Here is a 26,456-nt window from a genome sequence, read left to right on the forward strand (position 1 = left end):
AATACAATTAAGCTCTTATATAGATATCAGTTTTATAGAATGTGTAGAATTGATATAGAGGAATTAGCAACATGAGGAATGATAAGATTATTGGCGCATTGATCGGCCTTGTAGGTGCGGCCGGTAATTCCGGCTGGACAGAGAAAACAGATCAGACGATCGTAAGTGCGTTATTACAGGAAGACAATGATGAGACAATAGAGGAAATACACCGGGAGAAATACCGGCTTTCTCCCGGTTGTTCCACCTGTACGGCTCCATGCGGGAATACATCTGATTATGATATGAGCTGTTTCTGGAATGGCAGCCTGGAAGAACGGAAGCGTAAGCGTGACATAATCAATGAATTACAGCAGGTGGCAGAACAGTATAATAACGGAAAACTTAAGAGATTACCTGAGGTCTGTTTCCGTGCACTTGCATGCTTTTCTTATGGCATGGACGAAGCTGCATACGAGTCTTTAATGAGCGACTTCCATAATATAGCCGAAACTGTTTAAGAGCAGAACTGCAGATAGAGTTACAGTTATATCTTAGCGTTTATGTTCTATATAGATTTGCTTTTCAGGCAGCCAAGGCTGACAAATAACACTACGACTTCAACGATCGGCATAACAAACCACAGGCTGGATGCACCCAGACACAATGGAAATACAAGGATACAGATACTGCTTAAGATGATATTTCGGAGCAGTGAGATGCACAGGGATTGTGCAGATTGCAGTATCGCCTGTAAATAGTAAGAAGTCAGCAGGTTAATGCCAAATGGCAGGAATGCAAAAAAGTAGGTTCGTACACCCAGATTTGCAATATCAGTCAGTGTTGGATTCATTTTAATAAAAATACGACAGACCGCAGTCGGGAATAAGATTCCACTAAGCGAGAAGATGGCACCCATTATAAGGATAGTGGTATATGCCATCTTTTTTATTCCTTTGATTCGGACCCCATTTCCTGCACCATAATTAGTAGAGATAACAGGCTGGATCGACTGACCGACTCCGGTAAACAGGGAGTTGAACAGGATTACACAGTTTGAGATCACGCTGTAGATCGAGAGTGCATTTTCACCGCAATATTTCAGGATCTGGATATTAAACAGCAGTACGATGAATCCATTTGCAAATTCATTGAAAAAACTTGGGATACCACCGACAATAATATGACGGATACTGGGAATCGTGTGAATCGGTCGGATGAAATGAAGACCGTTTTTGCGTGAGAAAAAGTGTGAGCCACCGACAATTACCTGGATAGTCATACCGAGAACGGAAGCGAATGCGGCACCGCCCATTCCCATATGCATAGGAAATACAAAAATGATATCCAGTGCGATATTTACGACGCCGCCAAGCAGAACTCCCGCCATTGCACGGTTTGGATCATTGTCGGCACGGATAAAGATTGCTACATAATTTGAAAATACAGCAACCGGAAGGAAAATGTTGATATAACGCATGTAGGACATGGCGTATGGGAATAAGGTGTCATTTGCTCCCATCAGATGAAGCAGCTTAGGCATGCAGGTGGCATAGATCAGCCATAAAAGGGCAGTAACAGCCGTAATCAGGAAAAAAGAAATCGTAAAATAACGATTGGATTTCTGATGATTACCACTTCCCCTGTGAACACTCATCTGTACAGAGCCGCCGACACCAAACAGGATTCCGGTTGACATCAGGATGCAGAGAAGTGGTGTTGTAATACTTAGGGCAGCAAGAGCATCTGCGCCGACACCTTTTCCAATGACGATCGCATCTGTCAGTGTATAAATAGACATAACCATGGCACTTCCAAGTGATGGTATCAGAAATTTAAAGTATAATTTTTTCAGATTGTCTTTTAATAAATCCATTATAAGTCCTCCTATGCTGTGCTGTTCACAAAAAAAAGAGCCAGATAAGATAATCTTATCTGGCTCATAACATTCATGTCCATCCGGGAATCCTGAATAACATTCAGAACACCTTGCAAGGTATATCATATATACCGTCCGATTCGTGCCTATTATACCAAGTTGATAGAAAATGTCAATCAATTTTATGGCATTTTTAGTATGCAGGTGTTATAATAGCATCCGCAAAAAACACAGTGAGGTAGGAATAAATGAATTTTATTAAGAAAAACTGGATAGGAATTCTGGTGTGTTTTATCATAGCAGTTCCTTCATGGTTAATTGGAAAACGGTTTCCGGTTGTCGGTGGACCGATCATTGCGATATTAGCCGGTATGTTGATCGCGCTTGTATGGACGGATAAGGGAAAGGCAGAAGCCGGTATCAAATGGACATCAAAGATTGTTTTGCAGACAGCCGTTGTATTATTAGGATTTGGCATGAATCTCGGAGTAATCCTGCAGACAGGAAAACAGTCGCTTCCGATCATTATCTGTACGATCGGTACATCCTTATTGATCGCATGGATCCTTCGAAAGGTGATGAAGGTTCCGGCAAATACTTCGATTCTTGTCGGTGTTGGATCTTCTATCTGTGGTGGTTCTGCAATCGCAGCAACAGCACCGGTTATAGATGCAGATGACGATGAAGTCGCACAGGCTATTTCTGTTATCTTTTTCTTTAACGTGCTTGCGGCTATCTTCTTCCCAATCATTGGAAAAGTAATAGGATTTGACACGGCATCCGGTGATGCATTTGGAATATTTGCGGGAACAGCCATCAATGATACATCTTCTGTAACAGCGGCGGCATCAACATGGGACAGCATGTGGAATCTTGGAAGTGAGACTCTCAATAAGGCAGTAACGGTAAAACTGACCAGAACACTGGCAATTATACCGATCACATTAGTGCTTGCGGCAGTTCGTGCAAGACAGGCGGCAAAGACAGAGCAGAAGACAAATGGATTCAGCTTGAAAAAAGCATTTCCTATGTTCATTCTGTATTTTGTGATCGCATCTATAATCACAACGATCTGTATCAGTCTGGGCGTAAATGCGGATGTATTTGCACCGTTAAAGGAGCTGTCCAAATTCTTCATTATCATGGCTATGGCGGCGATCGGGTTAAACAGCAATGTTATTAAGCTGATCAAAACCGGTGGCAAGCCGATTTTGTTAGGTGCATGCTGTTGGATCGGCATTACCTTGGTCAGCCTGCTTATGCAGCATGTTATGGGAATCTGGTAAAGAGGTACAGGAGAACGTCCCCGGGCATAGCTGCCAGCCGGCATAATACCCGAAAAATAACTGCGGTTTCTATGAACTGCATATATCCTATTCGCAAATGTTCCTGTGCCAACTCGCCCGTCGGGCTCAAACAGGCACCCACATTTGCTGATATATGCAGTTCATCACGAAATTCTCGCAATATTTTTCAGGTATTATGCCGGCTGGCAGCTATGCCCGGGGACGTTCCTGAATGAAAATATTTATGTAGCATGAGAGAAAATTCTCCATAGCACAGAATATCATAACATAGTACAAGCCGGATATGGTTTATGAAGCAGAACGAGATTGTAAGGCAGTTGTCAGATGATACATTCACTATTATGAAGCAAGCCTTTTTCAACGTCGGTTCTTAGCAAACTACCACAGGTAGTGAGGTTAGAACCGCTACGTTGAAATAGAGCGAAAGCGCCTTGCGGAATAATATGTGAAATGTATCAGCTGGCAACTGTTATACAGAACCTCAATCTGCTACATAAAGCCATATCCGGCTTGTATTATGTTACGATATTCGTACTATATACTAGTCGTTAGCTTTGCCAACTGATCCGAAAAGTTCCATCTTTTCTTTAACAGTAGCCTTGATAGCTTCGAAACCAGGAGCAAGAAGCTTTCTAGGATCAAATCCCTTACCTTCAAGATCCTTACCAGCCTCGATGTACTTTCTTGTAGCATCTGCGAATGATAACTGGCACTCTGTGTTAACATTGATTTTTGAAACGCCAAGTGAGATAGCTTTCTTGATCATGTCAGCAGGGATACCTGTACCACCGTGAAGAACTAATGGCATAGTACCTGTCTTCTGCTGGATAGCATCAAGTGTTTCGAATGAAAGACCCTTCCAGTTTGCTGGGTACTTACCATGGATGTTACCGATACCGGCAGCAAGCATATCTACGCCAAGATCAGCGATGATCTTACACTCTTCTGGATCTGCGCACTCGCCCATACCAATAACACCGTCTTCTTCACCACCGATTGAACCAACTTCACACTCGATAGAAAGACCAAGCTGATGAGCAACATTAACAAGCTCTGTTGACTTAGCAAGGTTCTCTTCGAATGGATAGTGTGAACCATCGAACATGATAGATGTGAATCCGGCCTTAACACACTTGTAGCATCCTTCATATGTTCCGTGATCAAGGTGAAGAGCTACAGGAACTGTAATTCCTAAAGAATCGTGCATAGCCTTAACCATAGCTGCAACTGTTTCAAATCCAGTCATATACTTTCCAGCGCCTTCTGAAACACCAAGGATTACAGGAGACTGAAGTTCCTGAGCTGTAAGAAGAACAGCCTTTGTCCATTCAAGGTTATTGATGTTAAACTGGCCAACGGCATATTTTCCAGCCTTAGCCTTTTCCAACATTTCTTTTGCTGAAACTAACATTATAAATTCCTCCATTAAAAAAATTATTTTGGGCTTTCATCTGCCCGAATTGTCCACATTTATAATGTAAAAATCCGGTTAGATAACCCTACTCTGTCGCCATTATACATTATTTATTTCCAAAATAAAAGCCATTTACAAAAACTTGATAAAAATAAAAAAATACTGCGCCATAATAACCCTGATATCGCGGCGTAGTATTTTATCATTATGTAAAACATTTATAAAAGAATCCGCCATTTCCTTGAAATGCTAAAACCGGGATGGTAAAATTTTTATAATATAATTCATGGAGGAAACAATATATGCTTCAGTTAAAGAAGATTGTGAAGGACTATCAGACTGGAGATGAAGTGGTAAAGGCGTTAAAAGGCATTTCCATTAATTTCAGAAAGAATGAATTCGTATCGGTACTTGGTCAGTCCGGTTGTGGTAAGACAACGCTTCTTAATATTATAGGCGGACTTGATCAGTATACGAGTGGTGATTTGGTTATCAATGGCAGATCAACAAAAGAATTCAAGGCAAGAGACTGGGATTCATACCGGAATAATTCGATCGGTTTTGTATTCCAGAGTTACAATCTGATTCCGCATCAGACGGTTCTTGCAAATGTCGAGCTGGCGCTGACCTTATCCGGTGTATCCAAATCCGAGCGTAGAAAACGTGCAAAAGAGGTGTTGGAAAAGGTTGGTCTGGGCGATCAGATCTATAAGAAGCCGAATCAGATGTCCGGTGGACAGATGCAGCGGGTAGCGATCGCCAGAGCATTGATCAATGATCCCGATATCCTGCTTGCAGATGAGCCGACCGGAGCCCTGGACTCCGAAACCAGTGTCCAGATTATGGAGCTGTTAAAGGAGATCGCAGAAGAAAAGCTGGTCATCATGGTAACACACAATCCGGAGCTTGCAGACAAATATTCTACAAGAATCGTGAAGCTGTTAGATGGTAAGATCATAGATGATTCCGCACCATTTTCAGATGAAGACGAAGCGAAAGAATCAGAAGAAGCATATGCACCGAGAAAGACATCTATGTCTGTATTTACGGCATTTTCCCTCAGCTTTAATAACCTGCTGACGAAGAAAGGACGAACCCTTTTAACGGCATTTGCCGGAAGTATCGGTATCATCGGTATCGCGCTGATCCTGTCATTATCCAGTGGATTCCAGGGCTATATCAATGATGTGCAGGAGGAAACCCTGTCATCCTATCCGATTGAGATCCAGAAAAAGGCAATGGATTATTCTGACCTGATCTCGGAAATGGCGGGTAATACAAAGGAAGAAAATCTGAGTGATCATGACCCGGATCGTGTATACTCCGGTGATGTCATGGGCGATATGATGGTGTCCATGCTCTCAGAGGTAAAGGAAAACGATCTGGAAACATTTAAGAAATATATTGAAGATGATACAAATGGATTCAAGGATATCGTGAGTGATATCAAGTATACCTATGATACTCCGATGTATGTATTTAACGAAAATGCAGCAGGCGGTACACAGCAGGTAAATCCAAGTATCATGATGCGAGAGATGGGATTTGGCGATATGGAAGAATCCCAGAAATCCCTGTCAGGCTTCATGTCGGCGTTCAGTTACGGAAATAATTCCATGGATATGTGGAAGCAGTTAATGAGTAATCGGGAGCTGTTGGAACAGCAGTACGATGTGCTCGCAGGACACTGGCCTCAGAATAAAAATGAAGTTGTACTGGTCGTTGATAAGAATAACGAAATCAGTGATTTTACCTTATATACATTAGGTGTCAGAAATGCTTCTGATCTTGGAGAGATGGTTCCGAAGATCATGGCAGGTAAAGATTACGATGCACCGGAGGAAATGAGCTTCTCCTATGATGATCTTTTAAATCTCAAATTCAAGCTCATTCTGCCGAGTGACATTTACCAAAAAAATGCAGACGGAACATGGGCAGACAAGAGTTCCGATGAAGATTATATGGCAGATGTGATCAGCAAAGGTCTGGATATTCAGGTCTGTGGTATCATCCGTCAGAGCGAATCCTCTTATGCAGCATCGATCGATGCGGGAATGATCGGTTATACCGCTGAACTTGCAGAGTATGTTGTATCCGAAAATGAAAAATCGGAGATCGTAAAACAGCAGCTTGACAATCCGGATACCGATGTATTTACAGGACTTCCGTTTTCAAACGGAGAAGATATCGACATGAGTCAGGTGGACATGCAGCAGATCGTTGCATCCATGAACCTGTCAGAGGAACAGCAGGCGTATATTTCACAGATGTCTGATGAGCAGTTATTTGAAATGTTAAAGGAGCAGGGGTATTTTGCACAGTCTTCGGCAACCTATGATGATAATATCGAGAAGCTTGGATTTGCAGATCTGGCGAAGCCATCTGTGATCAGTCTGTACTGTTCGGAATTTGCAGATAAGGACAAGCTGACAGACCTGATCGATGAGTATAATGCTTCACATTCAGACAGCGAGATCACTTATACCGATTATATCGGGCTGATGCTATCTTCCGTTACGAAGATCATCGATGCGATCACTTATGTATTGATCGCATTTGTAGCTATCTCGTTGATCGTATCATCGATCATGATCGGAATCATCACCTATATCTCTGTGCTGGAGAGAACGAAGGAGATCGGTATTCTTCGAAGTATCGGAGCGTCGAAAAAGGATATTTCCCGTGTGTTTAACGCAGAGACATTTATTATCGGACTGGTATCCGGTGCGATCGGTATTCTGGTTACGGTGCTGTTAAATATCCCGATCAGCAAGGTGATAGAGAAATTTGTAAATGTGCCAAATGTATCTTCACTTCCGGTAAAGGGTGCGGTGATCCTTGTGATCATTAGTGTTGTGCTTACTCTGATCGGCGGCCTTATCCCATCTAAGATGGCAGCGAAGAAAGACCCTGTAATAGCACTTAGAAGTGAATAACAGAAAGGAGCGAGGCGGCATGAGTGCATATGTTGAGTTTAAGGATGTTAAGAAAACATATAAGACCGGCGAGGTTGAGATCCATGCTCTGCGGGATGTGAACTTCGAGATCGAGAAAGGAGAATTCTGTGTCATCGTTGGAGCGTCAGGAGCGGGAAAGACAACGATTCTGAATATCCTGGGCGGAATGGACACGCTGTCCGGCGGCAGTGTATATCTGGACGGAAAAGAAATCTCCGGGCTGAACAAGCGGCAGCTTACGGCATACAGGAGATATGATGTAGGATTTGTATTTCAGTTCTATAATCTGGTGCAGAATCTGACGGCACTGGAAAATGTAGAGCTTGCGGCACAGATCTGTAAGGACCCGTTAGATGCGGCAACGGTATTAAAGCAGGTAGGGCTTGAGGATCGTATGGCAAATTTCCCTGCACAGTTATCCGGTGGAGAGCAGCAGCGGGTAGCGATCGCCAGAGCACTTGCAAAGAATCCGAAGCTGCTTTTATGTGATGAACCGACCGGTGCACTGGACTATAATACAGGAAAATCCGTACTCAAATTGCTTCAGGATACCTGTAGGAACACCGGAACTACGGTTATCGTTATCACACATAATCAGGCACTTACAGCAATGGCAGATCGTGTGATCACAGTTAAGAGCGGAACAGTAGAGAAGGTTGTTCTGAATGATAACATTAAAAATGTAGAAGATCTGGAATGGTAGGTATGTCTTATGAAATCAATGATGCGTCGTACGACATTTCGAGAAATTAAAAACAGTTTTGGACGGTTTGCAGCGATTCTAGCGATCATAGCGTTAGGTGTTGGTTTCTTTTCAGGCCTGAAGATGACCAAGCCGGCTATGGTGAAGACGATTACGGATTTCCTCAGTGATTCGGAATTCTATGATCTGCATCTGGTGTCTACGCTTGGCTATACAGATGAGGATGTGGAAGCATTTGCGGGTGAGGATGATGTCCGGTATGCAGAGGGCAGCTATTCATTTGATGTGCTTTATGATGGTATGGGTGATAATGAACGTGCACTCAAAACCTTGTCATTGCCGGAGCATGTGAATGACATCCGTCTGGTGGATGGCAGACTGCCGGAAGCGGATGATGAATGCGTAGTGGATGACAAGCTGACAGATGTGAGAATCGGTGATGTCATTACCGTGGCAGATACGAATGGTGATGCCACTGAGACAAAGCTCCGCTATAGGGAATTTACGGTTACCGGAACCGTACAGTCCTCCCTTTATATTAATTTTGAACGTGGAACGACTACTCTCGGGACCGGTAAATTAAGTGGATTTGTATATATGAAGCCGGAAGCATTTGACTGTGAATGCTACACTGACGTCTATGTCAGGTTTGATCAGGACTATGCGTTATACGATGATGCGTACGATACCTATATGGACGAGAAAAAGGATGCCTGGGATGCTATCTGTCATGACCGTGTTACGAAACGATATCAGGCGCTTTTGATGCAGACCGGGCTTACCGAAGATATGGTTGCCGGCGTAACCATAGATGACGCACCGGATGTCAGTTATTATATTCTTGGCAGGGAGACGAATGTCGGTTATGTCTGTTTTGAGAGTGATTCCGATATCGTGGATGGTGTAGCAAAGGTATTTCCGGTGTTCTTTGTATTGGTTGCTGTGCTTGTCTGTATGACGACGATGAATCGTATGGTCGAGGAACAGCGAACAATGATCGGAATGCTAAAGGCACTTGGATACAGTGAGCATACGATCATGAGCAAATATATGATCTATTCAGGGCTGGCAGCAGTTATCGGATGTATAGGAGGCTTTTTTGCAGGGACGTATGCATTCCCACGGGTAATCTGGAAAGCATATCATATGATGTATCTGAATATTAGCTTAAAATATATTGTAGACTGGAAGCTGGCAGGAATTGCTATGCTGGTATCTCTGGCATGTTCGGTAGGAACAACATGGTTTACCTGCCGGTATGAACTGTCGGAGACTGCGGCAGGTCTGATGCGGCCGAAGGCACCGAAGGCGGGCAAACGTGTATTTCTTGAGAAAATATCATTTGTATGGAAACGGTTAAAATTCCTGCATAAGGTATCGGTTCGAAATATCTTCCGGTATAAGAAGCGTTTCTTTATGATGGTAATAGGAATCAGCGGATGCACAGCCCTGCTTCTGACCGGATTTGGTATCAATGATTCGATCGCCGGCTTTGCAGATCGTCAGTATGATGAGATCCAGATCTTAGACGGAACGATGACCCTTGCAGAGAGTGTTGATGATGTAAAGAAAACGAATGCAGCTTCTGAGGAAAATCAGAAGGATCAGCAGGAAGCAACGCAGACGGGTTCGGAATCAGCGGCAGCCGGTGATCTGTATGATAAATTAGACAAATATATGCAGGACTATGATTTTGTTGGTGAGACAAGCTGGGATCTGATAGAGTCCGATGGCATTAAGAGCATTAATCTGGTTATTATGAAGGAACCGGAGCATTCGGACAAATACATGGATTTTCACAACAGTAAGAATGAGAAGGTCGCTTATCCGGGCAAGGATGAGGCGATTATCAACAGTGCTCTGGCAACCCGGTATGATCTGTCCGTTGGAGATACCATTACGATCCGGAACAGTGATATGAAAGAGATCAAGGCAAAGATTTCCGGCATCTTTGAAAATTATGTATATAATTATGTATATCTGTCGCCGGAAACATACATGGATCAGATGGGAGAAGCTCCGGTATATCATTCCGTCTATTTCAATCTGAAGCCTGATATGGATGCACATGAAGTGGCTGCCGATCTTATGAAAGAAAATGTAGTTTCTGCAGTAGTCGTGAATGGAGATATGCGCGAACGTATCAGCAATATGATGAAGAGTCTGGACTATATCGTTCTGGTCGTTATCCTGTCGGCGGCAGCACTGGCATTTATCGTGCTGTATAACCTGACAAATATCAATATTACAGAACGAATCCGGGAGATTGCAACCGTAAAGGTGCTTGGATTTTTCAGAAATGAAACCTCATCTTATGTGTTCCGTGAAAACTGGGTGCTGACGGCAATCGGAATAGCGGTCGGTCTGGTGCTCGGAGTATTTCTGCATAGCTTTGTTATGGATCAGATTCGTGTGGATATGGTTTCATTTGACACTTACATTTCACCGCTTAGTTATGTGTACAGCATTATCCTGACGTTTGCTTTTAATGGCTGTGTCAACCTGTTCATGTCGGTGAGACTGGAGCGGATCAATATGGCGGAGTCCTTGAAGTCTGTGGATTAAAGCGGATAAGATAAAAATGCAAAGAACATATTGTATCGGGTTCTGTGTTGATACCATATGTTATAAGAAAACTGCAGGTGTATAGAGTGATTGCAGGCAGAAAATATATAAATGAAATGACAGGAGGAAGAAAAGAATGACAGTTACAAATGATATTAAGTACATCGGTGTGAATGACCATGAGATCGATCTGTTTGAGGGACAGTATATTGTGCCAAATGGCATGGCATATAATTCTTATGTGATCATGGATGAGGAGATTGCCGTTATGGATACGGTGGATCAGAATTTTACAGATGAATGGTTTGCAAAGCTGGAAACGGAGCTTGCAGGCCGGACACCGGATTACATCGTAGTTCAGCATATGGAGCCGGATCATTCGGCGAATCTTGCAAATTTCATGGAGAAATATCCGACAGCAACAGTTGTTGCAACAGCGGCAGCATTTAACATGATGAAGAACTTCTTTGGAAAAGATTATGCTGATAGAAGAATGATGGTGAAAGAGGGAGATACCTTATCACTTGGAAAGCATGAGCTGACATTTGTCATGGCTCCGATGGTACACTGGCCGGAGGTTATGGTGACCTATGACAGCACAGATAAGGTATTATTCTCCGCGGACGGCTTCGGCAAATTCGGAGCCTTGGATGTAGAGGAGGACTGGGCATGTGAGGCTCGCCGTTACTACATCGGAATCGTAGGAAAGTTCGGTGCACAGGTTCAGGCATTGTTGAAGAAGGCAGCAGGACTGGATATCCAGATCATCTGTCCGCTTCATGGACCGGTTCTGACAGAGAATCTCGGATACTACATCGGTTTATATGATACATGGTCATCGTATGGAGTGGAAACGGATGGCGTAGTGATCGCTTACACATCTGTTTATGGACATACAAAAGAAGCAGCAGAGCTTCTTGCAAAGAAGCTGACCGAAAAGGGATGCCCAAAGGTAGCAGTCAATGATCTTGCCCGTTGTGATATGGCAGAGGCAGTAGAGGATGCGTTCCGTTATGGCAAACTGGTGCTTGCAACAACGACCTATAACGGTGACATTTTCCCATTTATGAGAGAGTTCATCAATCACCTGACAGAGCGTAATTTCCAGAACCGCACGATCGGTCTGATCGAGAATGGTGCATGGGCTCCAATGGCTGCAAAGGTTATGAAGGGTATGTTTGAAAACAGCAAGAATCTGACATTTACTGATACAACAGTTCAGATCAAGGCGGCATTAAATGACGCAAGCCTTGCACAGATCGATGCACTGGCAGATGAACTGTGTAAATAATCGATTCTTATATAGAAGTATTGTTCTACCACTATGATAAAGAGGTCGTACATATAAATGATAGAATGGAGAAGCTATGAGTCTGGTAAAAATCTGTGGAATCACAGAAGAACAGGAAGTTGAATATGTAAATGAAGCCGGTGCGGACTTTATGGGAATGGTGATGTTCTTTCCGAAAAGCAAGCGGAATATCACAGTAGAAAAAGCATCTTCCCTTATAAAGATACTGAATCCTGAGATTACATCCGTAGCGGTAACGGTAGAACCGACGCTCGATCAGATACGGGAGATCGAAGCGGCCGGAATCCAGATGATCCAGATTCATGGGGATGTCAGCGAAGAATTGCTGCAGGAGATCCGTATTCCTGTTATCAAAGCATTTAATGTACATGATCTGTCTTCTTATGAGAGATATCATCAGGCGGACATAGTAAAAGGATATATCTTTGATGCACAGACACCGGGCAGCGGGAAGACCTTTAATTGGTCTGTGCTCTCCGATATTCCGCACGATGAGAAGTTTGCCCTTCTTGCCGGTGGTTTAAATCCTGACAATGTGGCAGAGGCATTTGCCGCAACTCATGTGGATGGTGCAGACACCAGTTCCGGTGTGGAGAACGACACCGGAATCGGCAAAGACCGGGAGAAGATCCTGAGATTTGTGGAGAATGTGAAGAAGCAGTAGAAGATGTATTATTTCAGGCACTCTGTGGGCAGTGATACGTTTTTGAGCAGACATTGGTTATTTTCATTGACTGCTTGAAAGGTATCATATCATCATGCTTATAGGGTGCTGTTTTATTGTGCGATTCGCAGCAATGCTTTTCGTACGTCATCCAGATAATTTCTTCCGACCATCTGGGTCTGTTTATTTGCAAGATAGATCGTGGAGCCGGATAAGGAGGTGACATGATTTATATTGACAATGCAGGTAAGCGGTGTCCGATCCGGTACAGGATAGAGGATGGAAGAATTGAACGAACGAAAATATATTAACATTACACAATTGTTGTGTATGAATAATATTATAAGGAGGGATAATACTGGGTGAAAAGATCGGATTTAATTAGACAACTTGAGGCAGGAGGGTTTGTTTTTGAGCGCCATGGGGAAGTCATGATATTTATGTTAAAGGGAGTAAGAAAGAAACAATCCCCAGACATAGAGAAATAGATGAACGACTTGCAAAAGCAATATTGAGAAGAAATGGATTGTTATAAGAATGTAAGTAATATTGTAATCTATAATAAATATAAATGGATTGGAGGCAATAAGGATGAGAAATGTATATCCAGTTTATTTTACAAAGACAGAAAAAAATATATTAGTTGAAGTCCCAGATTTCGATATTTTGACAGAGGGAAGGGATATGAACGAAGCCATTGATATGGCTCGTGATGCTATTGAATTGAAATGTATATCCATGGAGGATGATAAAGAGGATATTCCTGATCCATCCAGAATAACAGAGTTAGATATTAGTAGTGGAACATTTGCCGAAGAAGGTGAGACCATTGTTTCTTTTGTGGATGTTGATTCGGCAGAATATAGACGAAAAATTGATACAAGAACTGTTAGAAGAAATATTGTGCTTCCAAGCTGGTTAAATTATGAAGCGGGTTACTTTGCGCACTGTATATAATTTGAGCAAAAAATACTTTGCGTACTGCATATAGTTTCAGAAATTTACTTCAACACCGTGCCATCTGCAAGAGTGATGGTATAGCCGTTGAAATTGATCGTGTCGTTGTTGGTAAGGCTGTTGATCGTGCAGTTACCGGTCAGATTCCAGATGCTTCCGGAATCGATCGTAACAACGGCATTGTCGCCGTCCGGTTTTTCCGGCGGAGTACTATTCGAATCGGATGGAGCGTTCTGGTCTCCAGACTGACCGGAAGAAGCATCAGCCTGTACCTGGGAAGCGTCAGATGCTGTTGAACTATCATCCGTGGATGCAACAGCTTCTGTTGTTTCACTTTCTACACTTGTAGATGTGCTTGTAGTAGATGTGGTGGTTGTATTGCTACAGGCTGTCATGGTAAGCACCAGAGCCGCAGCACAGATAAATGATAAATTTCTTTTCTTCATAATAAAAACCCCTTTCAAATATAATTTACTTGTATTCTAAAAGGGAATCCTTAAACGAACTTTAAAACAGAGAAAAATACTGTCGATGACAAGATAAAAATTCGCTTACCTGTATGCACGGTTATAAAACAATCCGTTTCTTGTGTTGAAATACAAAAATGGAAGGATACATTACTATTATGCAGCAAGCCTTTTCTAACGCCGGTTCTTAGTGAGCCGCCAAAGGCGGGGAACTTAGCACCGTTGCGTTAGAATAGAGTGCAAACGTCTTGCGTAATAATGGGTAATGTGTTCTTCCATTTTTAAGATTCGGAAAAACGGATTGTTTTATAACTGTGCGTAAAAAAGAGCATAAAAAATCGGCGCGACAGGATTTGAACCTGCGACCTCTTCGTCCCGAACGAAGCGCTCTACCAAGCTGAGCCACGCGCCGAAAGAAAATCCATACTCAAATGTATGGTTCCCAACACCTGTATTAGTATAAATATTTCTCCTGAAAAAAGCAAGTGTTTTGTTAGAAAGAATTAAAAATTATAAAAAAGCGTGCGACACTAGCCGTTTGTCCAGTGTACAGTGTACCAAAACAAGTGATATAATGAGTGAATAACCCCGGCAAGCAATTACACAGCATGCCTGCTAGCAGGCGAAGCTGTGTAATTATTTGCCGGGCAAACAGACATGAGCAAGAAGGACGAAAGTCCGGAATGCGAATGCCTGTGGCGATTTCGGGAGTTCGAAGAACGGAGAAATCGCAGTTATTCACGGAGAAGAAGGAACAAACGAAAGGACAGCGGTTATGAACGGAACAAGATCAATAGAAAAAGACTGTTATATCAAACCGAAAAAAGCGTGGCGGTTATTAAAGACAGCAGATGATGAGAATGTAACCGCGTACATATATGGAGTCAGTGGAACAGGAAAAAGCACCCTGATCACTCGCTATCTGGGAAAGAGAAAATACAAAATGCTTCATGCAGGAACGATAACACCGGAGGAACTTCAGATTCCGGAAGGAGCGGTGCGGAAGATCATAGTGATCGATGATCTGCATGAGTTGATCTGGGAAGAAGATGATGCAATCCAGGATGCTATTTTCCGGTTGATCGTGAGGGAAGATGTCTGGGTGATCTTGTCAGGACGATGCCCGGTTCCGCCGTGGCTTACCACGATCCGGTTTCGGGAAGGCTTCTATATCATAGATGAAACCATGCTTATTATGGACATGCAGGCTATATTAAAATATGTGGAACAGACACAGATGGTTTTAACAGAAGCCCAGAAGCAGCGTCTGTCACGCGAAACCGGAGGTATGGCATTTGCATTGTGCGTGGCAATGTCCATGTATTATGAACTGGGATATACAAATGGACTGACTGATTCAGAGTATGATGAATATTCCAGAAAAGTAACAGAGCAGATGTGGAATTATCTGGAATTTCATGTATACGACAAGTGGGATATCCGTATGCAGGAATTCTTGATGAAGATATCGATCGTGGATACATTTACGGTTCGTCTGGCAGAGATGATCACAGGAACAAATGATGCAGAAAATCTGATCGAACATGCAAGATGGATGGGTAATTTCTTAGATGAACAGATGGGAGCAAACGGAGAAAAAATCTATAAGCTTCGAGATCATATGCGGTTATCCATGCAGCGCAGGATGCACAGAAAGTACACAAAGGAACAGATAAAAAATGTATATGAAAATGCCGGACTGTTCTATCAGTTAGCTGGTGATCCAATGCAGGCACTTACAATGTATGAGAAAGCAGGTTCAACAGAACGGATGCTTTCTATCCTGATCGACAATGCAAGAAAATCACCAAACAGCGCATATTTTTATGAATTGAAGCAATATTATCTCGCACTGCCGGAAGAGAGCGTGAAAAAAAGTCCGGAGCTTATGTGTGGCATGAGTATGCTGCAATCGCTATTGCTGAATCCGGAAGAAAGTGAACGGTGGTATCAGGAACTGCGGGCATATGCAGACAGTCATCAGGCAGTAGCCGGAGAATCGCAAAAAATAATCTGTTGTATCTGGAGATCGGATTGCCGCACAGAGGTTCTGTGGATATGGTCAATATTATGAAGCAGGCATACCGGCTGGTATTTGACCGGCAGGCAACGCTTGGAGAATTATCAGTTACATCCAACCAGCCATCGATGATGAACGGCGGCAAGGATTTCTGTGAATGGAGTAAAAAAGACCGCGAACTGGCAGGCAAGATAGGTAAGCTTGTGGAATTTGTCCTTGGCAAATACGGCAAAGGGTTGGTCAATCTGGCATTGGCAGAGAGCTTTTTTGAAAAAGGCGAAGACAATTACGAGGTTGCTGTCCTTGCAAATAAAGGACGGATGCAGGCAGAAGCAGGCGGCAAGATCGAGCAGTGCTTTGTGGCAGATGGAATCCTGGCATGGCTGCATATCATAAATGGAAAAGTTCAGGAGGCGGAAGAGATTCTGTGCAGCTTTTATGAAAAAGCAGAAAAGGAAGGTGCAGAAAAGCTACTTCCGAATATACAGGCATTTCTGATCCGGTGTGCATTGTACAAGGGCGAGTGGTCAGAAGTGAACCGATGGATGGAACAGACGGCAGATGAAAATGTGGAATTTTCGATCTATGAGCGTTTCTTATATATAACGAAGGTGCGGGTATATATCCAGCGTGGAAAATATGATCAGGCATATAATCTGCTAGTAAAGCTGCAATATTATGCAGATGTCATGAAGCGTACTTATATCCGGATAGAATGTAATCTGTTGATGGCGGTTACTTTGTACCGGATGGGAAATGATGACTGGAAAGTGGTTCTTCAGAAAGGTCTTGCAGAAGCGGAAGAGTACCATTTTGTAAGGGCAATATCCAGAGAAGGAGCGGCTATATATCCATTGCTACAGGCATTTCCGGATGACGAGGGTAAGGCAGAGGAGGATGCAGAACTGGTGAAAACACACCGCCAGTATTACAGACAGGTAATGAAGGAAACGGAGAATGTTGCAAAGTCGTATCCGGGGTATCTCAAAGCAGGAAAGGCTGAGGTCCGGTTAAATGAAACCGGTATCCGTATCATTAAACTTCTGGCAGAAGGATATTCCAGAATACAGGTTGCAGAGCAGCTCGATATGACGGAAGCAAATGTAAAATATCATATGGCACAGGCGTATAAAAAGTTAGGTGTAAAAGATAAAGCTGGTGCAGTACTGGAAGCAAAAAACAGACAGTTGATCTGACTCTGATAAGGGAGTCTGGGTTCAATATATTCCTGAAACGACTAAAAAACGGTAAAATAAGACAGAAAACGGGACATTTTTGCAGGGACTATTGCAAATTGACCGGTATTTTTGTAAACTGATGCTGTATTGGTTTTGGGGACGAATACAAATGGGTTAAGGAGGAAACAAGAATGGATGAGAGAGAAGTATATGGAAATGAAGTCCGGAAACTTCGAGACAGTATGGGAATGAACCGTAAAAAGTTCTGTGACTATTATGGGATTCCATATCGTACCGTGCAGGATTGGGAGGCAGGAAAAAGAAAGATGCCATCCTATGTGCTTCGGATGATGAAGTACGTTGCAGAAAAAGAGCAGATGATAAAGGTATCATAATGTTCTGATTAAATGAAATGATCTGTATGCAGGATAGTCAGAAATGGCAGACTTGCATGCAGATCATTTTTTGATTTATAATGTTGTGCAAGTCGGATTTTGAAACGAACAAGGAGATAAGCAGATTTTTATGAAATTAAAGGAATACATACAGACAAAACGTATCATTGCAGATGGAGCGTTTGGTACTTATTATATATCGTTATATGGGGATGGGAGCAGGGCAGAAAATGGTGCAGGACTTTCCAATCTTCCGGAGCTTGCTAATATAAAAGCGCCGGAGCGTGTTATCGGGATCCATACAGAATATATAGAGGCCGGTGCACAGTTTGTCCGGACGAATACATTTGCATCAAATACAAAGAGTCTTTCTGCTGATATGGAAAAAGTGAAAGAGAATATCCGTGCAGCGGTTATGTGTGCAAAAATGGCAGCAGGCAAAGTGGATCGGGAAATTTATCTTGCAGGTGATATCGGACCGATCCCTGTCGAAGGTATGCTGCATTCTGACTGGCTGACACAGGAATATATTGCGATTGGAGAAACATTGCTCAGTCAGGGAATCGATATCCTGTTATTTGAGACCTTCCCGGAGCTCGAAACGATCCTTCCGGTGGTTACATATCTGAAAGAAAACCATGACTGTACGATCCTGGTACATTTCAGCGTGAATCAGTTTGGTTACAGCAATACAGGGCTGTCTGCAAAACGTCTGATCGCAGAGGCAAATGCCTGCCCGTATATTGATGGTACCGGTTTAAACTGTGGTGTCGGTCCCGGACATATGGAGAAGCTGATCCGGAAGATCGCACCGGACGATACGACATTTCTGTCGGTGTTTCCAAATTCCGGATACCCGAAGTATCTGAACAATCGTCTGACATTCACAGATAATGCAGAATATTTTACTGAGAAGATGGAAGAGATCGCAGCTCTTGATGTCGGTATCTTTGGCGGCTGCTGCGGTACAACACCGGAGTATATCCGAAGGATCGCAGCAGGCATATCAGCCGATCATCCGGTTAGGAAAACAGAAACAGAGGCAGAGAAGATTATTGTCTCTGAGCATCCGGCATATGGATTTATGGAACGCCGGGTGAAAGAGCCTGCCCACAAACTGATCGCAGTTGAACTGGTGCCACCATTGAATGCAAATGATGAAAAGCTATTAGATGCGGCGCATATATTAAAAAATGCAGAGGTCGATGTTGTAACTTTCCCGGATTCCCCATCCGGAAGAACCAGAGCGGATTCCGTATTGATGGCAGAGAAGATCAGGCTGGAGACCGGATTATGTGTAATGCCGCATATCTGCTGTCGGGATAAGAATGCGATTGCGATCCGTTCTACGATCCTTGGTTCAAGTCTGAACCACATCACGAACTTCCTTTTGCTGACAGGGGATCCGGTTCCGGTACTGTTCCGTCAGACAACAAAGAGTGTATTTAACTTTGATTCGGTTGGAATGATGAAGATTGTTCAGGAGATGAACAGTGATACATTTACCGACCATCCGGTTACCTATGGCGGGGCGATCAATCACAACCGGATGAATACCAAGGCAGAAACAGAACGGATCAGAAGAAAAATGGCAGCGGGAGCGACCTTCTTTATGACACAGCCGATCTTTTCAGCCGAGCAGGCAGATGTTATAAGGCAGATGAAAAAAGAAACCGGGGCAACGATCCTGGTTGGATTGATGCCCCTTGTCAGCCGCAAAAATGCGGTATTTATGAAAAACGAAATGACCGGTATTGAGATACCGGATACGATCATAGAACGATACCGGGAAGATATGAGCCGGGAAGAAGGAGAAGCCTGTGGTGTCCAGATCGCCAGAGAATTCATGGCGGTGACAGATGATTTTGCAGACGGATATTATTTCTCATTCCCATTTAATCGTGTTCATATGCTGAAGAAGATCTTGAAATAGAAGCAAACATTTTCTCCGGAGGATTGGACAGGTACATGATCGTAAGCATGAGCGTGCAGGCTGCCCAGATGATCGGTTCTGTGATCGCAACACCGAGATAGCCAAGTGCAGGAGCAAGGAACAGAACAGCAAGGATTTTTCCTACCATTTCCATGGTACTGGAAAGAACCGGTACGATCTTTCTTCCCATACCCTGCATTGCACAGCGGAGAACAAATAAAGGCCCAAGGACATAGAAGCAGCAGACGCTGATCCTTATATACATAACTGCCGGATCGATGACTGCCGGGTCATTTGTTCCTGCGATCAGCCGGATCAGAAGCGGGGAAGCAGGGAATCCGATCAGAATGATGATCGTGGTTGCAATCGTATTGATAATGATGCCGGCACGGACACCTGTTTTTACACGGTCGATCCGCTTTGCACCCAGATTCTGGCTGACAAATGTTGTAACTGCATTTCCAATGATATAGAGAACGACATCCAGAATGTCGAAGATCTTTCTGGCAGCCGTATGTGCGGTAATGATATTTGTTCCTAATTTATTGATCGAACTCTGTAAGGTGACAGTACCGAAATTAACGATGCAGCTCATGAAGCCCATAGCCAGAGCCGACTGTACCAGATCATTAAAATCTGCACGGGCAACACGGAATTCGTCTTTTTCCGGAATCAGAAAACGACACTTTGTAAATATATAGATAAAACATGCAATTCCTGCGACTGCCTGCGAGATGACAGTTGCGATGGCAGCACCAGCAACGCCTGACTGGAAGACCTGAATGAACAGCAGATCCAGACCGATATTTAATACAACGGATATGCTCAGGAAGATAAGCGGTGTTTTGCTGTCACCGACAGCACGCAGCAGATTTGCACCAAAATTATAAACAGCGGAGAAGATCAGTCCGGCTAAAATATATTTGACGTAGTTGTCAGCCATATGTATAATTTCCTCAGGTGTATCAAGAAGCACCAAAAGGTCATAGATAAACAGTAATCCTACGATGGTAAGTACAATGGCGGAGACAAGTGTGAGAATGGCAGAAACACCGATGCATTTTCTCATATTTTTCTTATCCTGCGCACCAAAATATCGAGCAATCGGTATGGACAGACCCAGAGTGGCACTGTTTAAGAAGCCGATCAGGGTGTTGGAAATAACACTGGTCGCTCCAACTGCAGCAAGTGCTTCCGGATTGATACAGTTTCCGACGATAGCGGAGTCGCAGAAGTTATAAAGCTGCTGTGCGATCTGACCCAGGATCATTGGAAGAGCGTAGAGCCAGATTACTTTTATTGGTTTTCCTTCGGTTAAATCTTTCATATATATAAACGGCAGCATTTAAAATTGCTGCATCCTCCTTTCTGCTTTATAGAATTATATACATTTTTGTAAAAGTGTAAATAGCTTATACGGCAAAAAGGTATGGAGAAAATGATTGAGGTAATTTAGTGAAAATGACGGTTTGCGGAAGAAAATGATTTCTGATGCAGGAAAATAAATGCGCAGCAAAACCGGGTAACCGGATATGTAAGATAAATTTAGATTTGATAAAATAGTTATATGCTAGAATAAAATAACTGGAAGGTCTGGTCACATATGAAGAAAAAAGGCTTTTTATTTTTTGTAGTCTACATTCTGGTACTGGTGGGTATCGGAGTGATGGCTGTTACAAGAGCAGGAGAAACAAGCAGAAGAAAGATATCCATATATAAGGAGGCAACACCGGAGGATGGAACCGGGCAGGGAACAGAGACCTTGCAGGAGGTACTTCATCTGACAAGAGAGGCAGAGATCCTTGAAGTTGCAGAACTTCCGCAGAAACAGGAATATAACGGCCTGCGGCTGGATGATAACGGGATGCCTTATGCGATCAGGATCAACCGGACACTGAATATCGTAACGGTATACAGTCTGGATGATGAGGGATATTATACAGTGCCGGTAAGGGCAATGCGGTGCTCGATCTCACTGGATGATACAACACCGGTCGGATTGTTTACGACGACAGAGAAGCGTCTGGAATGGGCGTTTCTGCAGGGAAATGTATATGGACAATATGCATATCAGATTCATGGAGGAATTTATTTCCATTCTGTGCCATATACAGAAAATAAACATGATAAGCTGGAAACATGGGAATATAACAAGCTTGGTGAGGGTGCATCCCTTGGCTGTATCCGGTTATGTGTGGCAGATGTCAAGTGGATCTATGAGAACTGTCTGCCGGGAACACAGGTTTATCTGTTTAACAGTGACTATCCGGGACCGCTTGGCAGACCGCAGCAGCCATATACATTTGCAGATGTGTCTGAAACCGGATGGGATCCGACAGATACGGCAGATGGCAGCCCGTATGAAGGAACGGCAGCGATCTATGGCGCAGAGGATCATACGATCAAGATTGGTGAACCGTTTGACAGCAGAACAGGTGTCATGGCATTTTCATCGGACAGACAGAATGTAACAGACCGGCTTATGGTAGATGGTACGGTGGATAATCAGATACCGGGGGAATATAAGTTAGCGTATTCTTTCTATGACAATGGAAAGAAAATAGAGCGGGATATATTTATCCGGGTTGTTGATACAGAAGCTCCGGTTATTACGATGCTGCCAGACCGGTTATATCTGGCCGGATATCATGGAGATAAAGAAGAACTGGCAGACCTGATCGCCAGAAATATTACTGCTTATGACAATGAAAAACAGATCATCCAATACAGATGGACACCAGAGAAGGATACAACAGAGGATGCAGAGCTTGTTATAGATCTTTCCAGGGTGGAGGATATACCGGGAAGCTATGAGATATCCTGTTACGCAGAAGATGCGGCAGGCAACCGATCCGAAAGTTATACAATATGGATCGAACTGGAATAAACAATGGTTGAAGATATCCTGATATAAAGGAGAGAAGCATAATTGGAGATTAAGTCAGAAAATGAACAGAAACCCGGCTACGAGGTTCTGGCGGAAACAGAGGAACGGGTTATCCTGTTTGCTGCAGCGATGGATGGTGTGGAGGTTTCTGAAACAGAAAAGTCGCTGGACGAACTGGAGGAGCTGTTAAAGACAGCAGGAGCACAGTCGGTTGGACGTCTGATCCAGAGCAGGGACCGGGCAGCCAGTGACCTGTATCTTGGAAGAGGAAAGGTAGAAGAGCTTCGGAGCATGATCGCAATGTATGATGCGACCGGAGTGGTGTGTGACGATGAGCTGTCGCCGGCACAGTTGATGAATCTGCAGGATGCATTGGAGATCAAGGTTATGGATCGTACAATGGTCATCCTTGATATATTTGCGGCACATGCAGGCAGTTATGAAGGTAAGCTGCAGGTCGAGCTTGCACAGTTGAAGTTCCGTGCGACCAGACTGGTCGGAATGAGGGATTCCCTGTCACGTCTGGGTGGCGGAATCGGAACCAGAGGACCTGGTGAGAAAAAGCTGGAGATCGACCGAAGAGTGATCAGAGACCGTATATCCAAGCTGAAAGCGGATCTGCGGCAGGTGGAAAACCGACGGACGGAACAGCGAAAGCAGAGAAGCCGGACCGGAATCCCGGTTATCAGCATCGTAGGATATACGAATGCAGGAAAATCCACTCTGCTGAACAAACTGACGGATGCCGGAGTGTTGGAGGAAGATAAGCTATTTGCAACACTGGATCCTGCAACAAGGAATGCGGAGCTTCCGGCGGGGCAGCAGGTGTTATTTACGGATACAGTCGGATTCATCCGAAAACTTCCGCATCATCTGGTAGAGGCATTCAAGTCAACACTGGAAGAAGCCAGATACAGTGATGTGATCCTTCATGTGGTGGATGCATCGGATCCGAGCTGGGATGATCATGTTGCTACAGTATATACAACGCTCAGACAGTTGAATATTGATGACGAGAAAGGCCGGCCGGTGATCACGGTATTTAACAAGATCGATAAGCTGCCGGAGGATGCCGATCAGTCATCGATCAAGGATCTGAGAGCGGATCGTATGGTTTATATGTCGGCAAGAACCGGAGCAGGTATACCGGAGCTGTTGTCGGTGATCGAAGGAGTTCTCCGGGATCAGAAAACCTATATCCGCCATACATTTTCCTATCAGGAAGCGGGAAAACCGGGGCTTATCCGAAAATATGGCGAAATGATCACAGAAGAATATCTGGAGGATGGCATTTTCGTGGAGGCGTATGTTCCGAAGAGCCTGATCGGGCAGCTTGGCTTGTCTGATGAGGATTAAAGGAATATAGAGGTATTAAAAGTAAATTAAAATCAGGCAAATGCTTTGACAAATCCGGAGATATCTACTAATGTAAGATTTGTCAGGGCTTAAGACAAATATAAACAGAAAGCTGATTTCTGTAACATATTTATTATGAAAGGAAAGACAAATGGACGAAAATAATATGAATCAGGGATTTCCAGAAAATCCAGACGGTTATCAGGCAGCTCCGAATAATGGGGAATATGCCAATTACAACGCAGATCCAAATGGGAATGCATATGGCGGTTACAACGCAGATCCAAATGGAAATGCATATGGCGGTTATAATGCGGATCCGAATATGGGTGGCTATGCAGACTATAATGCAGACGCAGGCAATGGCGGTTATGTACAGCCGGAAATGAATGCATATGGAGATCAGGTTCCATATCAGGTTCCTGCACCAAAGAAGAAAAAAGGCGGCAAGATCGCATTGATCTCACTTATCGCAGTGGTATTAGTTGCTGCAATTGTTGCTGTTGTATTCTTCCTTGTAAGAAAAACACCGGAAGAAGTGATCAAGAGTTCGATCAAGAAAACAATTACTGATACGGTAGATAAATCTCCGGTGGAGGAGGCAACCGGTATTTCAGAATTCAGTGATGACAAGATGGATTTTGATGTCAATATGACAGTCAATAGTATCTATCAGATGGATGGTATCGCAGGATCTAATCTGGATCTGAATGGTGCATTTGAGAAGCAGAGTGACAATTCATATAATATGAATCTGAGTGGTTCTCTTTCGATCGCAGATCAGGCATTATCCGCAAGTGTGTATTGTGTTGACCGGGTGATTTATTTTGAATTGCCGGAATTATACAATGATGTGTTTAAGATGGATCTGGCATCTATGATGGATGCACTTGATACATCTGATCTTGATACAGATACACAGAATAAAGTGAAGGAGCTGTATGAGAAATATATGACTCCTGCAAATGAGGATCTTAAGAAGGCAATTTCTTTTGATAAGGTCGGAAATGCAACAGTAGAGAATCACAATGGAGATTCTGTTTCCTGTAAACAGTATACAGTTACACTTCCAACTGCAGATGTAAAGGCATATGTTACCGCATTATGTAATTATCTGAATGCATATGCATCTGAATTTATAACAGATGAGCAGCTTGAGTCTGCTGACATAACAAGATCAGATCTTGCACAGATATTTAATTATGTACCAACCTATTATGGTATGCTGTTCTCAAGAGATTTTGTATTAAATGTATATGTAAAGCATAATGAAGTTGTTAAACTGGGTATGGATTACAAGTTTACTGTACTTAATGCGGAGGCCTCACTGGCAGTTGACTTTATGGGTACAGACAGTCCGGCTGATGATATCTATGCAGCACTTTCTGTTACAAAGGATGAAGAAGAACTTGCATCTGTTACGATCAGTGACAAGAGTGAGAATGGCAAGGGTTCATATACAAAGAAGCTGGAAGAGACAGTTGTTGTAAATGGAGAAACGACCGCAACCCTTACACAGAACAGTTCATTTGTAAAATCAACAAATGCATTTGAGAGCCATATGACAGTTTCAGCAGCAGAACAGCCTGTATTTGCTTATGATCTGACAGGAAGCCTGAAGGATATCAACAAAGGAAAGTCCTATACAGTTGCTATAGATTCCCTGAAGGTAACAAATGGTGATTCTATCGTATATGCAGACCTGAGCGGTGAGATTAAATTAGGTGATCTTGGTACTGAGATTAAGACGCCGGATCCTTCCAAGAATGTGATTGATTATACAGAAATGACGGATGATTACATGCAGAATAATATGAACACAGACAATCTGAAAAAGATTGCATCTGCATGGGAAAAGGCACTTGGTTCAGCAGCAGATATAAAGGATGATATCAGTCTTGGAGATCTGACATCTTCTGATATTGATCTTGGAGATATCTCAGACATTGAGGATGATTCTGAGATGGTCGTAGACAGTGCTGATATTGATGATCAGGATTATTCCGGCATCAAGATGTCAGGCGACAGCTATACGATCGCGATCAAGGATCCGTCCGGCTATGACCGTGGATATGCAGATGATTCTGAAGTTGATATTTACAATGATAAGTACAATGTATACTACACACTGACACCGGACTGTGATAAAGAAAAAGAATGCGAGAACTTTGAAGCATATTTTGATTATCTTGGAGAAGATGGCAAAGTAGTTGATAAGAAGATGGAGCAGGTTACAGGTGCAAATGGCCAGACACTGGACTGCTATGTAATAAATTCAGAAGTTTACGGAACAAATATCCGTGATTATTATTACTTCTATCCTGTCAACGACAAGGATTACCTGGTTGTAAATGTCAATGTATGGGCAGACGGAGAAGGCGAAGAAGTAAAGGCAGATATAACAGCCATAGCAGATGAGCTTGTAAATGATCAGGTCATTGATATACAGAAATAGCAGGAGAAAAGAATTCCGGGAGCACAGA

20 protein-coding genes and 1 tRNA gene are annotated in these 26,456 nt (G+C 43.2%); 15 read left to right on the forward strand and 6 right to left on the reverse strand.

From position 1 onward, the window contains the following. Positions 1–71: 71 nt before the first annotated feature. Entirely contained in the window at positions 72–500 is a 429-nt protein-coding gene (locus DW959_RS01590; protein WP_118482877.1) for a hypothetical protein, read from the forward strand. 47 nt (positions 501–547) lie between these two features. Here DW959_RS01590 and DW959_RS01595 read toward each other — a convergent pair whose 3' ends face one another. Next, on the reverse strand, positions 548–1,855 hold the full coding sequence (locus tag DW959_RS01595; protein WP_118482875.1) for an MATE family efflux transporter: 1,308 nt from the start codon (positions 1,853–1,855) through the stop codon (positions 548–550). Positions 1,856–2,106: 251 nt separating this feature from the next. On the opposite strand from DW959_RS01595, the gene DW959_RS01600 reads away from it, so the two are divergent. Beyond that, positions 2,107–3,144: a YeiH family protein gene (locus DW959_RS01600; RefSeq protein WP_117784623.1), complete on the forward strand. Its 1,038-nt coding sequence runs from the start codon at positions 2,107–2,109 to the stop codon at positions 3,142–3,144. 562 nt (positions 3,145–3,706) lie between these two features. On the opposite strand, the gene fba is transcribed toward DW959_RS01600, so the two are convergent. Then, entirely contained in the window at positions 3,707–4,576 is an 870-nt protein-coding gene (fba, locus tag DW959_RS01605) for a class II fructose-1,6-bisphosphate aldolase (protein WP_021944348.1), read from the reverse strand. A gap of 305 nt (positions 4,577–4,881) precedes the next feature. On the opposite strand from fba, the gene DW959_RS01610 reads away from it, so the two are divergent. From DW959_RS01610 to DW959_RS01630, 5 genes are all read left to right on the forward strand, one after another. Continuing rightward, on the forward strand, positions 4,882–7,515 hold the full coding sequence (locus tag DW959_RS01610; protein WP_118615137.1) for an ABC transporter ATP-binding protein/permease: 2,634 nt from the start codon (positions 4,882–4,884) through the stop codon (positions 7,513–7,515). A gap of 19 nt (positions 7,516–7,534) precedes the next feature. Beyond that, positions 7,535–8,239, forward strand: a complete 705-nt coding sequence (locus tag DW959_RS01615) for an ABC transporter ATP-binding protein (protein ID WP_118615140.1) — start codon at positions 7,535–7,537, stop codon at positions 8,237–8,239. A 9-nt stretch (positions 8,240–8,248) separates the two neighbouring features. Then, a complete protein-coding gene (locus DW959_RS01620; protein WP_182430043.1) occupies positions 8,249–10,804 on the forward strand; it encodes an ABC transporter permease in 2,556 nt (851 codons plus the stop codon). A gap of 136 nt (positions 10,805–10,940) precedes the next feature. Further along, positions 10,941–12,095: an FprA family A-type flavoprotein gene (locus tag DW959_RS01625; RefSeq protein ID WP_117807821.1), complete on the forward strand. Its 1,155-nt coding sequence runs from the start codon at positions 10,941–10,943 to the stop codon at positions 12,093–12,095. Positions 12,096–12,171: 76 nt separating this feature from the next. Continuing rightward, the gene (locus tag DW959_RS01630) at positions 12,172–12,780 is read left to right on the forward strand and encodes a phosphoribosylanthranilate isomerase (protein ID WP_118615146.1); all 609 of its coding nucleotides are present in this window, start codon (positions 12,172–12,174) and stop codon (positions 12,778–12,780) included. A gap of 113 nt (positions 12,781–12,893) precedes the next feature. Here DW959_RS01630 and DW959_RS01635 read toward each other — a convergent pair whose 3' ends face one another. After that, complete coding sequence (locus DW959_RS01635) at positions 12,894–13,094, reverse strand: hypothetical protein (RefSeq protein WP_182430044.1); 201 nt, start codon at positions 13,092–13,094, stop codon at positions 12,894–12,896. Between the two features lie 277 nt (positions 13,095–13,371). Between DW959_RS01635 and DW959_RS01645 the strand changes: the two genes are divergently transcribed. Continuing rightward, entirely contained in the window at positions 13,372–13,737 is a 366-nt protein-coding gene (locus DW959_RS01645) for a type II toxin-antitoxin system HicB family antitoxin (RefSeq protein WP_118615149.1), read from the forward strand. 44 nt (positions 13,738–13,781) lie between these two features. Here the strand turns inward: DW959_RS01645 and DW959_RS01650 are convergent, their stop codons facing one another. Both DW959_RS01650 and DW959_RS01655 read right to left on the reverse strand, forming a co-directional pair. Next, a complete protein-coding gene (locus tag DW959_RS01650; protein WP_118615152.1) occupies positions 13,782–14,183 on the reverse strand; it encodes a hypothetical protein in 402 nt (133 codons plus the stop codon). A gap of 359 nt (positions 14,184–14,542) precedes the next feature. Continuing rightward, positions 14,543–14,616: transfer RNA gene (locus DW959_RS01655), tRNA-Pro, on the reverse strand. Positions 14,617–14,979: 363 nt separating this feature from the next. Here DW959_RS01655 and DW959_RS14370 point away from each other — a divergent pair. From DW959_RS14370 to DW959_RS01670, 4 genes are all read left to right on the forward strand, one after another. After that, positions 14,980–16,278, forward strand: coding sequence for a hypothetical protein (locus DW959_RS14370; RefSeq protein ID WP_243023292.1), 1,299 nt, complete (start codon positions 14,980–14,982; stop codon positions 16,276–16,278). After that, a complete protein-coding gene (locus tag DW959_RS14375; protein WP_243023293.1) occupies positions 16,263–17,420 on the forward strand; it encodes a LuxR C-terminal-related transcriptional regulator in 1,158 nt (385 codons plus the stop codon). Before DW959_RS14370 ends, DW959_RS14375 begins: the two co-directional genes overlap by 16 nt. 173 nt (positions 17,421–17,593) lie before the next feature. Continuing rightward, complete coding sequence (locus DW959_RS01665; protein WP_021944353.1) at positions 17,594–17,797, forward strand: helix-turn-helix domain-containing protein; 204 nt, start codon at positions 17,594–17,596, stop codon at positions 17,795–17,797. A gap of 130 nt (positions 17,798–17,927) precedes the next feature. Then, on the forward strand, positions 17,928–19,730 hold the full coding sequence (locus DW959_RS01670) for a bifunctional homocysteine S-methyltransferase/methylenetetrahydrofolate reductase (protein WP_118615155.1): 1,803 nt from the start codon (positions 17,928–17,930) through the stop codon (positions 19,728–19,730). Here the strand turns inward: DW959_RS01670 and DW959_RS01675 are convergent. Beyond that, complete coding sequence (locus DW959_RS01675; RefSeq protein ID WP_118615251.1) at positions 19,693–21,057, reverse strand: MATE family efflux transporter; 1,365 nt, start codon at positions 21,055–21,057, stop codon at positions 19,693–19,695. The two genes, DW959_RS01670 and DW959_RS01675, sit on opposite strands and share 38 nt — an antisense overlap. 276 nt (positions 21,058–21,333) lie before the next feature. Between DW959_RS01675 and DW959_RS01680 the strand changes: the two genes are divergently transcribed. From DW959_RS01680 to DW959_RS01690, 3 genes are all read left to right on the forward strand, one after another. Continuing rightward, complete coding sequence (locus DW959_RS01680) at positions 21,334–22,617, forward strand: L,D-transpeptidase family protein (RefSeq protein WP_117807799.1); 1,284 nt, start codon at positions 21,334–21,336, stop codon at positions 22,615–22,617. Positions 22,618–22,659: 42 nt separating this feature from the next. Continuing rightward, positions 22,660–23,973, forward strand: a complete 1,314-nt coding sequence (gene hflX / locus DW959_RS01685; protein WP_347475295.1) for a GTPase HflX — start codon at positions 22,660–22,662, stop codon at positions 23,971–23,973. A gap of 151 nt (positions 23,974–24,124) precedes the next feature. Continuing rightward, positions 24,125–26,428, forward strand: a complete 2,304-nt coding sequence (locus DW959_RS01690; protein ID WP_118615158.1) for a hypothetical protein — start codon at positions 24,125–24,127, stop codon at positions 26,426–26,428. Positions 26,429–26,456: the final 28 nt, after the last annotated feature.

This window comes from Clostridium sp. AM46-21 (assembly GCF_003480025.1).
In the GTDB taxonomy this organism is placed as follows: Bacteria; Bacillota; Clostridia; order Lachnospirales; family Lachnospiraceae; genus Coprococcus; species Coprococcus ammoniilyticus.